Source organism: Bradyrhizobium ottawaense (genome assembly GCF_900099825.1).
Lineage (GTDB): Bacteria > Pseudomonadota > Alphaproteobacteria > Rhizobiales > Xanthobacteraceae > Bradyrhizobium > Bradyrhizobium ottawaense_A.
Genome location: NZ_LT629693.1, coordinates 4,648,191 through 4,661,928, shown reverse-complemented (window position 1 = coordinate 4,661,928; position 13,738 = coordinate 4,648,191). Strand labels below are relative to the sequence as shown.

Annotated in this window: 11 protein-coding genes; 4 read left to right on the top strand and 7 right to left on the bottom strand. The window is 63.9% G+C overall.

From position 1 onward, the window contains the following. Positions 1-100: 100 nt before the first annotated feature. Positions 101-913: a tetratricopeptide repeat protein gene (locus BLR13_RS21690; RefSeq protein ID WP_074819715.1), complete on the bottom strand. Its 813-nt coding sequence runs from the start codon at positions 911-913 to the stop codon at positions 101-103. Positions 914-1,048: 135 nt separating this feature from the next. Between BLR13_RS21690 and BLR13_RS21685 the strand changes: the two genes are divergently transcribed. Both BLR13_RS21685 and BLR13_RS21680 read left to right on the top strand, forming a co-directional pair. Beyond that, entirely contained in the window at positions 1,049-2,431 is a 1,383-nt protein-coding gene (locus tag BLR13_RS21685; protein ID WP_074831252.1) for a leucyl aminopeptidase family protein, read from the top strand. After that, positions 2,424-3,269 carry an NlpC/P60 family protein gene (locus tag BLR13_RS21680; RefSeq protein ID WP_074819717.1) on the top strand — a complete coding sequence of 282 codons (846 nt, stop codon included), beginning with the start codon at positions 2,424-2,426 and terminating at the stop codon, positions 3,267-3,269. The genes BLR13_RS21685 and BLR13_RS21680 overlap by 8 nt, the downstream gene beginning before the upstream one ends. A gap of 132 nt (positions 3,270-3,401) precedes the next feature. On the opposite strand, the gene BLR13_RS21675 is transcribed toward BLR13_RS21680, so the two are convergent. The 6 genes from BLR13_RS21675 to BLR13_RS21650 all read right to left on the bottom strand — a co-directional run bounded on the left by BLR13_RS21675 (position 3,402) and on the right by BLR13_RS21650 (position 11,867). Then, entirely contained in the window at positions 3,402-5,018 is a 1,617-nt protein-coding gene (locus BLR13_RS21675; RefSeq protein WP_074819719.1) for an ABC transporter ATP-binding protein, read from the bottom strand. 10 nt (positions 5,019-5,028) lie between these two features. Beyond that, on the bottom strand, positions 5,029-6,207 hold the full coding sequence (locus BLR13_RS21670; RefSeq protein WP_074819721.1) for an ABC transporter permease: 1,179 nt from the start codon (positions 6,205-6,207) through the stop codon (positions 5,029-5,031). Next, positions 6,207-7,316 carry a microcin C ABC transporter permease YejB gene (locus tag BLR13_RS21665; protein ID WP_074819723.1) on the bottom strand — a complete coding sequence of 370 codons (1,110 nt, stop codon included), beginning with the start codon at positions 7,314-7,316 and terminating at the stop codon, positions 6,207-6,209. Before BLR13_RS21665 ends, BLR13_RS21670 begins: the two co-directional genes overlap by 1 nt. A gap of 3 nt (positions 7,317-7,319) precedes the next feature. Beyond that, positions 7,320-9,188, bottom strand: a complete 1,869-nt coding sequence (locus tag BLR13_RS21660; RefSeq protein WP_074819725.1) for an extracellular solute-binding protein — start codon at positions 9,186-9,188, stop codon at positions 7,320-7,322. Between the two features lie 11 nt (positions 9,189-9,199). Beyond that, positions 9,200-11,098, bottom strand: a complete 1,899-nt coding sequence (locus tag BLR13_RS21655; RefSeq protein WP_074819727.1) for an extracellular solute-binding protein — start codon at positions 11,096-11,098, stop codon at positions 9,200-9,202. A gap of 217 nt (positions 11,099-11,315) precedes the next feature. Further along, the gene (locus BLR13_RS21650; RefSeq protein WP_074819730.1) at positions 11,316-11,867 is read right to left on the bottom strand and encodes a c-type cytochrome; all 552 of its coding nucleotides are present in this window, start codon (positions 11,865-11,867) and stop codon (positions 11,316-11,318) included. A gap of 208 nt (positions 11,868-12,075) precedes the next feature. Between BLR13_RS21650 and BLR13_RS21645 the strand changes: the two genes are divergently transcribed. Then, positions 12,076-12,816: a 3-deoxy-manno-octulosonate cytidylyltransferase gene (locus BLR13_RS21645; RefSeq protein WP_074819732.1), complete on the top strand. Its 741-nt coding sequence runs from the start codon at positions 12,076-12,078 to the stop codon at positions 12,814-12,816. Between the two features lie 21 nt (positions 12,817-12,837). Next, a complete protein-coding gene (locus BLR13_RS21640; protein WP_074819734.1) occupies positions 12,838-13,698 on the top strand; it encodes a prephenate dehydratase in 861 nt (286 codons plus the stop codon). Positions 13,699-13,738: the final 40 nt, after the last annotated feature.

The window sequence follows — 13,738 nt, the reverse complement described above, 5'->3', positions numbered from 1 at the left end:
TGCGAACAAGTCCGGAATGCTGGATCACCTGCTGCAGTGCGCAGTTGCGAACCAGGCGGGTGATGACGGCTGCGGTGTACGGGTGAAACGGTTCTTGCGGTCAGTCGGGCGGGTTGAGAGCGGCAACCGGCACGGTCTTGCCGCCGCGCGGGTCCTTGCGGCTCAGCATCTCCCGCAGATAGGCCACGTTCGCCGTCGCCTCGTCGGCCGGCAGATCGCCCTTGGCGATGGTCTCGGCTTCGGCGAAGCGGCCCTGCAGGCCGACCACCAGAGCGAGGTTCTGGCGCACCCGGCCATCGGCGCGTGGATTACCATAGGCGCGCCGCAGCGTTTCCTCGGCTTGCGGCAATTCCCGCGTCAGCATGTAGGAGAGGCCGAGATTGGACAGCACGGACGGCTCTTCCGGCACGATCTTCAGCGCGGTGGCGTAATAGCGGCGGGCTTCTTCGTGCTTGCCCATCTTGTCGAGCGTCGTGCCCTGCACCGAGAGAATGCGCCAGTCGGGATTGGAAGGCGAATGGGCGCGGCTCAGCACATCGAAGGCGGCCTGCGAATTGCCGTTGTCGGCCAGCGCACGGCCGTAACCGGCGATCAGCGCCTTGTTGCCGGGATTGGCGATGGTGGCCTGTTCGAGCACGGCGGCAGCCTGCGCGCGCTGCCCGGTGGCGCGAAGCGCCTGGCCGTAGGCCAGCGCCGCATCGGCATCTTTGGGGTTGGCGCGATAACGCTCGCCGTAAACATCGACGGCCTGCCGCGGATCATCGGGAACGGCGGCTGTCTTGGACGACGTAATCGAGCCCGTCACGTCGGACATGGTCTGGCAGCCGCCAAGGCTTGCGGCCAGGACCGCGCTCACGGCCGCGGAAGCGAGAAGCCGGGCGAGATACCCGGCATGGCTGGACTGTCGACGCATGGCACTTCAACTCACCGGGTATCGGGCGAACGGAGCCGAACGCGAAAGCAATAGACTGTTAACCCTAACGGCTGGTTAATTGGCCGTGCTATGAAGCCGCGGCACCCCTGCCCGACCCCGCTTTACGAGACCTGCATGCATTCCCTGTTCGAGACCGCGCCGGCCGCGCCGGCCATTCCGATTACGTTCGCCACCAAGACGACATGGACCGCCATCGCCAAGGGCCTTCCCGAACCGGCCCGGCAATTTGCCGTTGCCAACGACTTCACCGCCAAGCCGGGCAAATGCCTGATCCTGCCCGCGCCCGACGGGCAGATCGCGCAGGTCGTCTTCGGCCTCGAGGATGAGAGCAGCAAATCCCGCGACCTGTTCCGGGCAGGCGCCCTGCCGGGCCTGCTGCCACCAGGGGTCTATCGCTTTGCCAACGCGCCGCACGATGTGCGCCTTGCGACGCTGGCGTTCGCGCTCGGCAACTACCGCTTCGGCCGCTACCGCAAGGCCGAACAGCCCGGCGTCCGGCTGGTGCCGCCTGACGGGGTTGATGTCGCCGATATCGTGCGGATGGCGGAAGCAGCGTCGCTGGCACGCGACCTCATCAATACGCCGTCGAACGACATGGGTCCGGAGCAACTGGCGCAAGCCGCCGAGGCGCTGGCGAAACGTTACGGCGCCAGTTTCAACAGCATCGTCGGCGACGAACTGGTCGCGCAGAACTTTCCGCTGATCCACGCCGTCGGCATGGCCTCGACGCGCGCGCCGCGGCTGATCGATATCGGCTGGGGCGATCCCGCCCATCCCAAGGTGACCCTGGTCGGCAAGGGCGTCTGCTTCGACACCGGCGGCCTCGACCTCAAGCCGTCGAGCGGCATGCTGATCATGAAGAAGGACATGGGGGGTGCGGCCAACGTGCTGGCGCTGGCGCAGATGGTGATGGACGCGAAACTGAAGGTCCGGCTGCGGGTACTGATCCCCGCGGTCGAGAACGCGGTCGCCGGCAACGCCTTCCGTCCGCTCGACATCTTCAAGTCGCGCAAGGGACCGACGGTGGAGATCGGCAACACCGACGCCGAGGGACGGCTGGTATTGGCCGATGCGCTGGCGCTGGCGGACGAGGAGAAGCCGGACCTGCTGGTCGATCTGGGTACGCTAACGGGCGCCGCGCGGGTGGCCCTGGGGCCGGATCTGCCGCCGTTTTACACCAATGACGAGACGCTGGCCGGCGACGTCGCAGCCCATGCGAAAAGCGAGAACGATCCGCTGTGGCGGTTGCCGCTGTGGCCGGCTTACGATTCATGGCTGGATTCGAAGGTCGCCGACATCAACAACGCGCCGTCAGGCGGGTTTGCCGGCTCGATCACTTGCGCACTGTTCCTGCAACGCTTCGTGTCGGACACAACACGATGGCTGCATGTCGACATCTACGGCTGGACGCCATCGGCCAAACCCGCGCGCCCCGAGGGCGGCGAATGCCAGGCGGCGCGGGCGATCTACAAACTGTTGAGCCAACGCTATGGATGATCCGCGCCTGACACCGGCACGGCCCGAGGTCGCCGCCAAATATCTCGAAGGCAAGGTCAAGGCCGCGCGCTTTGTCGAGGGTGAAGTGTTCGAAGTTGCGGACGCGATCGCGCCGCTGCGCCTGAACCCTTTCGCCGACGCCGAACTGGCGACGCAGGCGCTGAAGGGCGAGCGCGTCACGGTCTACGATCGCAACGGCGAAGGCTTTGCCTGGGGTCAACTGAACAGCGACGGTTATGTCGGCTGGCTTCCGGATGCCGCCCTGGCAAAGATCGCGGCTTCGCCGACGCATCAGGTTACTGCATTGCGCACCTTCGCGTTTCCGGGACCCTCGATCAAATTGCCGCCGGTCGAGACGCTGTCTTTCAGCGCGAAAGTAACGGTGACCCGCGAAGACGGCGCATTCGCCGTCACCCGCGACGGCTGGTGTCTGCCGCGCCGGCATCTCGGTAGCCTCGACGCGGTCGAAAGCGATTTCGTCGCGGTCGCCGAACGATTTGTCGGCACGCCCTATCTGTGGGGCGGCAAGAGCAGTCTCGGCATCGATTGCTCCGGCCTGGTCCAGGTGGCGCTGAACGCCGCCGGCACCGGCTGCCCGCGCGACAGCGACATGCAGCGGGACGGCCTCGGCCGAATGCTGGAGGCCGCCGAAATGCACAAACTGCAACGCGGCGACCTGATCTTCTGGAAGGGACATGTCGCCATCGTCCGCGATGGGGAAACCATCGTGCACGCCAATGCGCATCACATGGCAACGGCGATCGAGAATACACGCGAGGCCATCGCGCGCATCAGGGCCGCCGGCAGCGAGATCACGGCGGTCAAGAGGTTGGGCTAGCCTGGCTGTCATCACCCGCCTTGTGCACGATTGCGCACTGGGGCGGGTGATCCAGTACTCCGTGACAGATGCAATTCAAATCGAGTGGCCGCAGCGTACTGGATACCCCGCTTTCGCGGGGTATGACGACCGTCACGCCCCATCCGGAACGGCCTCGATCCGGAACGCCGCGGCGAACAGCGCGCGGGTGTAGTCGCTCTTCGGATTCTTGAACAGTTCCGCCGCCGGGCCCTCCTCGATCACCTTGCCGAGACGCATCACGATCAGATGGCTGGCCAAGGATGCCACCACGCGCAGGTCGTGCGAGATGAACATGTAGGTCAGATCGCGCTTGCGCTGCAGTTCGCGCAGCAGGTCGACCATCTGGGCTTGCAGCAACATGTCGAGCGCGCTGGTCGGCTCGTCCAGCACGACGAAGTTCGGCTCCAGCACCACCGCGCGCGCGATCGAAATCCGCTGGCGCTGGCCGCCGGAAAATTCATGCGGATAGCGGAAGCGCCATTCCGGGTTAAGCCCGACATCCTCGAGCGCCTTGATGACCCGCGTCTCGCGCTCCTCGTACGACAGCGAAGGCTGATGCACGCTCAGGCCCTCGGCGACGATGTCGCCGACCGACATCCGCGGGCTCAGCGCGCCGAACGGATCCTGAAACACGATCTGCATGTCACGCCGGAACGGCAGCATCGCCTTGAAACGCAGGCCTTGAATGTTCTGGCCGAGAAACACGATCGGCCCGTCGGACGAAATCAGCCGCAGCAGCGCAAGACCCAGCGTGGTCTTGCCTGAACCGGATTCGCCGACGACGCCGAGCGTCTCGCCCTTGCGTACCGCGAGACTGACGCCGTCCACCGCCTTGATGTGCCCGACGGTCGAGCGCAGCAGGCCCCGTTTGATCGGAAACCAGACCTTCAGGTTGTCGGCCGACATCACCACCGGCGATTCCGGCCGCGGCGGCGCCGGATCGGGCTTCGGCTCGGCGGCCAGCAGCGCGCGGGTATAGGCATGTTTCGGCGCGGTAAAGACCTGCTCGACCGGCCCCGCCTCGACGATCTTGCCCGAATTCATGACGCAGACGACGTCGGCGATGCGGCGCACGATGCCGAGGTCATGGGTGATGAACAGCAGGCTCATGCCGAGCCGGGCGCGAATTTCGGCGAGCAGCGCCAGGATCTGCGCCTGCACGGTGACGTCGAGCGCGGTGGTCGGCTCGTCCGCAATCAGCAGGTCCGGCTCGTTGGCGAGCGCCATCGCGATCATCACGCGCTGGCGCTGGCCGCCGGACAATTGATGCGGATAGCTCTTCAGCCTTGTTTCAGGATCGGGAATGCCGACCTGCGTCAGCAATTCCAGCGTCCGCGCCCGCGCCATCGCACCACGGATGCCGTTGTGGAGAAACAGTATCTCGCCGATCTGCGCCTCGATGGTGTGAAGCGGATTGAGCGAGGTCATCGGCTCCTGGAAGATGATCGAGATGTCGTTGCCGCGGATTTCGCGCACCTCGTTCTCGGACGCCGTCAGGATATCGCGGCCCCTGAAGCGGATGCTGCCGGAGGGATGAGAGGCATTCGGATAGGGCAGCAGCTTCAGGATCGACAGCGCGCTGACGGATTTTCCGGAACCGGATTCGCCGACCAGCGCCACGCACTCGCCGCGCTTGATGGAAAACGAGACATGGTCGACCGCAAGCGTGCTGCCGAACGCCACCGAGAGGTCGCGAACGTCGAGCAGGGGCTGGTTGATGGCGTCCATGCGCGGGTCCTTACCGGAACGTCTTGCGCGGATCGAAGGCGTCGCGCGCGGCCTCGCCGATGAAGATCAAGAGCGACAGCATGATCGCGACCGAGAAGAAGCCGGTGAAGCCGAGCCACGGCGCCTGCACGTTGGCCTTGGCTTGCGACAGCAATTCACCCAGCGACGGCGAGCCGGGCGGCAGGCCGAAGCCGAGGAAATCCAGCGCCGTCAGCGTCATCACCGAGGATGATACGATGAACGGCAGGAACGTCATGGTCGCCACCATCGCATTCGGCAGCAGATGGCGGAACATGATGGTGGCATTGGAGACGCCGAGCGCGCGCGCTGCCTGGATATACTCGAAATTTCTCCCGCGCAGGAATTCGGCGCGCACCAGCCCCACCAGCGATACCCAGGAGAACAGCAGGAGGATGCCGAGCAGGATGAAGAAGCCCGGCGGCAGCACCGCCGATATGATCAAGAGCAGATAGAGCGAGGGAATCGCGTTCCAGATTTCGATGAAGCGCTGGAAACCGAGATCGATCCAGCCGCCGAAATAGCCCTGCACCCCGCCAGCGGCGATGCCGATGATCGAGGAGACGATGGTCAGCGTCAGCCCGAACAACACCGAGATGCGGAAACCGTAGATCAGGCGCGCCACCACGTCGCGGCCCTGATCGTCGGTGCCGAGCCAGTTATATTCGAGGTCGCGGCAACCGGTGAGATGCTTCTTCTTCACGATCTCGCTGCACTGCTGTTCGGTCAGCATCCAGGTCGGCTTCGACGGCGCCGGCGTCGGCAGATCGAGGTTGTGGGTGTCGTAGGAATAGCGGATCAGCGGCCAGAGGATGGTGCCGCCCTTGTCGGCGATCTGCTTCTGCAGATAGGGATCGCGATAATCGGCGGCGGTCTCGAAGTCGCCGCCGAACGTGGTTTCGGAATAGCTGATGAAGGCCGGCCAGTAGAGATGGCCGTCATACTTGACCAGGAACGGCCGGTCGTTGGCGATCAGTTCGGCAAACAGCGAGACCACGAACAGGATCAGGAAGATCCAGAACGACCAGTAACCCCGGCGGTTCGCCTTGAAGTTCTGCCAGCGGCGGCGGTTGAGCGGCGACGGCGCGAACCGGCTGCGCGTGATCGGCACCGCCTCGCCGAGCGGCGCTTGCGTCGTGGTCTCGATCGGCTGGGGCGCAATGACCGTCATCAGACTTCACGCGCCTCGAAATCGATCCGCGGATCGATCCACATGTAAGCGAGATCGGAGACCAGGTTGACCACGAGGCCGACCAGCGAAAAGATGAACAGCGTACCGAACACGACAGGATAATCGCGATTCAGCACGCTCTCGAAACCGAGCAGGCCGAGGCCGTCGAGCGAGAAGATGGTCTCGATCAAGAGCGAGCCGGAGAAGAAGGCGTGGATGAACGCGCCGGGGAAACCCGCGATCACGATCAGCATCGCGTTGCGGAAGACGTGATTGTACAGCACCTGGCGCTCGCTGCAGCCCTTGGCGCGCGCCGTCATGACATATTGCTTGCGGATTTCGTCGAGGAACGAGTTCTTGGTCAAAAGCGTCATGGTTGCGAAGGCGCCCAGCGCCATCGAGATCAGCGGCAGCGTGATGTGCCAGAAATAGTCGATGATCTTCCAGTACCAGGGGAATTGCGCCCAGCCGTCCGAGGTCAGGCCGCGCAACGGGAAGATGTTGAAGAACGAGCCGCCGGCGAACAGGATGATCAAGAGAATCGCGAACAGGAAGCCGGGTATCGCAAAGCCGACGATGATGATGGCGGACGTCCAGGTATCGAACCGCGAGCCGTCCTGCACGGCCTTGCGGATGCCGAGCGGAATCGAGATCAGATAGGTCAGGAGCGTCATCCAGATCCCGAGCGACATCGAAACCGGCAACTTCTCCTTGATGAGCTGGAGCACGCTGACGTCGCGGAAATAGCTCTTGCCGAAATCGAAGCGCGAAAAATTCCACAGCATCAGGGCGAAACGCTCCGGCGCCGGCTTGTCGAAGCCGAACTGCGTTTCCAGCTTCTTGATGAAGTCCGGATCGAGCCCCTGCGCGCCGCGATATTTCGAACTGACCGCGTCCGCCGCGGCGCCGACCTGGCCGCGCGCGACGATGTCGCCGCCGGAAGATCCTGATATCCGCGAGGTGCCGCCGGTGTCGGCGCCGGAAAGCTGCGCCAGCACGCGCTCCACCGGTCCGCCCGGCGCGAACTGCACGACGATGAACGAGACCAGAAGGATCCCCAGCAGCGTCGGGACCATCAGCAAAATGCGGCGTGCGATATAGGCGCCCATGAATTACTTCGCCTGCTCTGACTTGGCGGCCTTGGCGGGATCAGCCCACCAGTTGTCGGGCGCGCCGGTACCTTGCGCGTAGCGCGCCGGCTTCGGCGGATGCGCGAACAGGTCCCAATAGGCAATCGGGTGCGACGAGCGGAACCACTGCGGAACCCAGTAGCGGCCGGCACGGAACACCCGGTCGAGCGCGCGGCAGGCATTGGTCAGGTCGTTGCGCGTTTCGGCGCCGATGGCCTTTTCGATCAGGGCGTCGATCGCGGGACTGGCGACGCCCGCCAGATTGTAGGACCCCTTGGTGGAGGCGGCCTGGGAGGAAAAATACGGCCGCAGGCTGTCGCCCGGCGTCGCCGACATGCTCAGGCGCTGGGTCGTGATATCGAAATCGAACGACTCGACGCGCGCGCGGTATTGAACGGCGTCGATCATCCGGATCGCGGCATCGATGCCGAGTTGGGCGAGGTTTTTGATGAAGGTGGCGTGATGCGGCTGGAACGACACCTCGTCGAGCAGGAATTCGATCGTGAAAACCTCGCCGTTCGGCAGCATCCGCTTGCCGTCCTTCACGGGAAGTCCGGCTTCCTGCAGCAATTGCTGCGCCTTGCGCAACAGCGCGCGGTCCTGCCCCGAGCCGTCGGACACCGGCGGCACGAACGGCTGACCGAATACCTCGTCCGGCACCTGCCCGCGGAACGGCTCCAGCAGCTTCAACTCTTCCGGCGACGGCAGCCCGGTCGCCACCATGTCCGAATTCTGGAACGGCGAGCAGGTGCGCGCATAGGCGCCGTACATAACGGTCTTGTTGGTCCATTCGAAATCGAAGGCATAGTTGACCGCTTCGCGCACCCTGGGGTCTTTGAGCTTGTCGCGACGGGTATTGAAGAACCAGCCCTGGCCGCCGGATGGCGTTTCGTCGGGCAGCGTCTCCCGCTTGACGCGGCCGTCCTTGATCGCCGGAAAGTCGTAACGCGTGGCCCAGATGCGCGCGGTGAACTCCTCGCGGTAGAGATAGCTCCTGCCGGAAAAACCTTCGAACGCCACATCGCGGTCGCGATAGAATTCATAGCGCACGGTGTCGAAATTGAAGTTGCCGCGGCAGACCGGCAGATCGGCCGCCCACCAGTCCTTGACCCGGTCGTATTCGACGTAGCGGTTGGCCTCAAACCTGCCGACCTTGTAGGGCCCGGAGCCGAGCGGCGCATCGAGCGTCGATTCGTCGAACGGCCGCGTCGCGTAATAAGCCTTCGAGAAGATCGGCAGGCCCGCCACGTACAGCGGCACGTCGCGCGCCCGGTTCGGCGCGAACATGACGGCCACCGTCGCGTCGTCGAGCGCCTCGGCCTTCACCAGATCGCGCAACTGCACCAGGATCAGCGGGTGACCTTTTTCCTTCAGCGTGTTGATCGAGAAGGCGACGTCGTGGGCGGTCAGCTTCGAGCCGTCGTGAAAGCGGGCTTCCGGCCGCATCGAGAAACGGTAGGTCAGCTTGTCGGGCGAAATCCGCACCGACTTCGCCGCGAGACCATACATCGCGTCGGGCTCGTCGTTGGCCCGCACCATCAGCGACGCGAAGGTCATGTCCATGCCCTGCGCGCCCTCGCCCTTGAGGATGTAGGCGTTGAACGAATTGAAGGTCTGGAACGATTGATTGTAGGCGCGCACCGACGGGATCAGGGAGAACGCCCCGCCCTTCGGCGCCGCCGGGTTGACGTAGTCGAAATGGTGGAAGTCGGCCGGATATTTCAGGTCTCCGAACACCGACAGCCCGTGCGTTTCGGCGCCGTCTTCGGCTGCAGCCGATAATCCGAACTGCGCCGCGCTCAGCGCGCCGACGCCGAGGCCCAGCACGTGCCGGCGATTGAACAGCGCCATGGACGATTCCTTCAACTGCGCTTTCCGATCCTGGCTGCTTTTTCGGCGTCGAACCACCACACGGTCGGGAATCCGGAAATGCCGTATTTCGGCAGGGGATCCGGGTGGCTGAAGCGGTCCCAGCGCGCATAACGCTGGAAACCATAGATGAATTGCGGAACCAGATAGAAGTTCCAGAGCAATACCCGATCCATCGCCCTCGAGGCCGCGACCAGTTCGGCGCGATCCTTGGCGAAGATGATCCGTTCGATCAACGCATCGACCGCCGGATTCTTGATCCCCGGCAGGTTGCGGCTTCCGGGACGATCGGCCGCCTCCGAGCCGAAAAATTCGCGCTGTTCGTTGCCCGGCGACAGCGACTGCGCCCATACCACCGTGGTGATGTCGAAGTCGAAGCTGCGGATCCGGTTCTGATACTGGACATCGTCGACGGTACGGACGTTGACGTTGATGCCGAGACGTTCCAGCGCGGGTTTGTAGAACAGCGTCATCCGCTCCATGCCCGGATCGGGATTCAGAATCTCGACGCTGACCGGCTGTCCGGCCGGATCGACCAGCTTGCGGTCGCGGATTTCAAATCCCGCTTCCTTGAGCAGACGCGTCGCCTCGCGCAGATTGGTGCGGACCGCTTCGGGGTTGCCGTTCACCGGGTTGGTGTATGGCGTGGTGAATACTTCCGCCGGCACCTTGTCCCGCACGGTTTCGAGCATCTGCAATTCGAGGCCCTCGGGGAGGCCGCTGGCGGCCAGCTCGGTGCCTTCGAAATAGCTGTTGTCCCTTGTGTACTCTCCGGTCGAAAGCTGCCGGTTCATTTCCTCGAAATCGAACGCGTAGTTGAAGGCGCGACGCAGCCGCGCATCCCTGAAGAGCGGGCGGCGAAGGTTGAACGCCCATCCCTGCATTCGCCCGGAGCTCAGGACCGGAAACTTCTCCTTGATCACGCGGCCCTCGCGCACGGCGGGGAAATCGTAGGCCACCGACCACTCCTTGGCGCTGAGCTCTGCGATCCAGTCGAGCTGATCGGCCTTGAAGGCTTCGCGCGCGACGGTGCTGTCGCGGAAGAATTCATAGCGGATCTGATCGAAATTATACTGTCCCACGCCCTGCGGAATGTCCTTGCCCCAATAGTCCGTAACACGCTCGAGCAGCATCGACCGCCCGGCGACGAATTCCTTGATGCGGTAGGGACCCGAACCCAACGGGGGCTCCAGCGTGGTCGCGGCGATATCCCGCTTGCGCCCTTGTGAATCCGTTCCTTCCCACCAGTGTTTGGGAAACACCATCACTTCGCCCGCGATCACCGGCAGTTCGCGGTTGCCGGGCCCGTCGAAGACGAACTTCACGTCGCGCTCGCCGATCTGTTCGCAGCCTGTGATGTGACGGTAGTAGGAACTGTACATCGGGCTGTTGGTCTTCAGCGCGTTGAACGAGAAGATGACGTCGGCCGGCGTCACCGGCTTGCCGTCGTGCCAGCGCGCATTCGGACGCAGCCGGTAAATCACATAGGAGAAATCGTCAGGATGGGCCGCCGCTTCCGCCAGCACGCCGTAGGCGGTCGACACCTCGTCGAGCGACTGGCTGGTGAGCGACTCGAAAATGAGGCCGACGCCGCTGGCGATCGATCCCTTAAGTCCGGCAATCACGATGTTGAAATTGTCGAAGGTGCCGATTTCGAGCTGACGGACGAGGCCGCCCTTCGGCGCATCCGGGTTGACGTAGTCGAAGCGCTTGAAGCCGGCCGGGTATTTGATGTCGCCAAAGGTGGCGAGCGCGTGCCGCCATTTGAGCCCATCCGGCGCCGCCTGCGCTTGCGCCGGCGTAATTCCGCCAAGGTACGGGATGAGCCCCAGCGCCGGGGCCGTCGCGGCGACGGCGCCGCCCTGCAGAAGATGTCGTCGGGTAATCGCCAAATGAGGAATTCCTGTTTACGGCCCCGGCGCTAACCAGCGCCAAATATAAGGCAAGGGTTCGACAAATTACGTTGCTTTTTCCTCATGATAATAGCCGGAAGGCGATGACGGTGCGGCGAAACGTCCCGATAACGACAATGCGATCAGTTGACGAAAAACGGCCAGGCAATGCCTGGCCGTCCTGTCGCGCGCAAGTCCATGCCGGACTGCGGAAATGTTATTTCGCCGCCGTCGGAAGCGGAACCGGCTTGTCGGCCAGCGTGGCCAGATAAGCGATCACGTCGGCCCGCTCGCTGTCCTTCGGGATACCGGCAAAGCCCATGGCGGTACCGGGGATGAAGCCCTTCGGATTGGCGATGAACTTGTTGAGATCGTCGAACGTCCACTCGCCGCCCTTGGCCTTCATGGCCGCCGAGAAATTAAAGCCGCCACGTCCCTCGCCCCTGTGGTCGTTGACAATGCCGAACAGGTTCGGGCCGACGCGGTTGGGGCCGCCCTTTTCGAAGGTGTGGCAGGCCGCGCACTTCTTGGCGGCGGCGGCACCCTTCTCGACGGAAGCAGTCTGCAGCAGCTTTTCGATCGGCTCGGACGGCGCGGCAGCTTCCTTGGCGCCACCTTCGTGGGCCGTTTCCTTCACGGCGATCTCGAAGCCCGGTTTTTCCGGCATCTTGGGCGAGAAAATCGCGCCGGCGCCAAAGCTCGTCACCAGAAGCAGGATGCAGGTACCGAGGACGGCACCGATGATCTTATTGAGTTCGAAGGAGTCCATTGCGGATCAGGCTCCAGCCCTGAAGGTCGACGTAAGGCCGGCAGAACGGCCGCGGGATAGCATCAGGAATCAGGCTTTCGCGCTGCACCCTCAGCAGGGTTGAGATATCGGTTTGCCCGGGCTCTGGCAACCCGTATAAACGCCCCGACTTTCCGCCAATCCCCATTATTTCCGGCCTGTTTTCGAGGCCGCCTCTGACCGCGCTCCCATGACCGAAACCCGTACTCTGGTGCTGATTCCCGCTCGCATGGCAGCGACCCGCCTGCCGGGCAAGCCGCTGCTGGACATCGGCGGCCTGCCGATGATCGTCCATGTGTTGCGGCGGGCGGAAGAGGCACAGATCGGCCGGGTCGCGGTCGCCACCGACACGCCTGAGATCGCGGCGGCCGTGAAACTCCATGGCGGCGAGGTGGTCATGACCCGCCCCGACCACCCCTCCGGCTCGGACCGGATCTATGAGGCCCTGAAACAGCTCGATCCTCAGGGGAAGATCGAAATCGTGGTCAATCTGCAGGGCGATTTTCCGACCATTTCGCCAGGCAACATCCGGGACGTGCTGCCGCCGCTGGCCGACCCCGCGGTCGATATCGCAACCCTCGCAGCCCAGATCCATACTGAGGAAGAAGCCACCAACCCGAACGTGGTCAAGGCGGTCGGCTCCCCGATCGGCCCGCGGCGGTTGCGGGCGCTTTATTTTACGCGGGCGACGGCCCCCACCGGCGACGGGCCGCGCTACCACCATATCGGGCTTTATGCCTATCGCCGCGCCGCGCTGGAGCGGTTCGTGACGCTGCCGCCCTCGCCGCTGGAGCAACAGGAGAAGCTGGAGCAGCTTCGCGCGCTCGAGGCCGGCATGCGGATCGACGTCATGATCGTCGATACCGTCCCGCGCGGCGTCGATACCCCGGCCGATCTCGAAACTGCCCGCCGCCTGCTGGCAAATAATTGAACCGCTGTTACAAGGCCGTCCATGACCCAGAAGCTGAAAATCGCATTCCAGGGCGAGCCTGGCGCGAATTCCCATATCGCCATCGTCGAGGCCTATCCGGACGCCGAACCGTTACCGTGCCCGACCTTCGAGGACGCGCTGGCCGCGATCGCCTCGGGCGAGGCCGATCTTGGCATGATCCCGATCGAGAATTCGGTCGCCGGCCGCGTCGCCGACATCCATCACCTGTTGCCGCAGTCCGGCCTGTTCATCGTCGGCGAATGGTTTTTGCCGATCCATCATCAGTTGATGGCCCCGCGCGGCGGCAAGCTCGCCGATATCAAGTCCGTCGAGAGCCACGTCCACGCGCTCGGCCAGTGCCGCCGCATCATCCGCAAGCTCGGCATCAAGCCGATCGTGTCGGGCGATACCGCCGGCAGCGCGCGCATCGTCGCCGAACGCGGCGACAAATCCTGCGCCTCGATCGCCTCACGACTCGCATCCGAAATCTACGGCCTCGATATCCTGGCCGAAGACGTCGAGGACGAGACCCACAACACCACCCGCTTCGTGGTGCTGGCGCGCGAGGAAAAATGGGCCGCGCAGGGCTCCGGTCCGCTGGTCACCTCTTTTGTTTTCCGGGTGCGTAATCTACCCGCCGCGCTCTACAAGGCGCTCGGCGGTTTCGCCACCAACAGCGTCAACATGACCAAGCTCGAGAGCTACATGGTCGACGGTGAATTCTTCGCGACGCAATTCTATGCCGATGTCGACGGACATCCCGACGACAAGGGCCTCGCGTTTGCGCTGGAGGAACTGAAGTTCTTCTCGCGCGAATTCCGCATCGTCGGCGTCTATCCGGCGCAGCCGTTCCGGGCGACGTTCAGCGGCAACGGGGATTGATCTTCCCGTCGTCCCGGCCTTGAGCCGGGACCCATAGCCA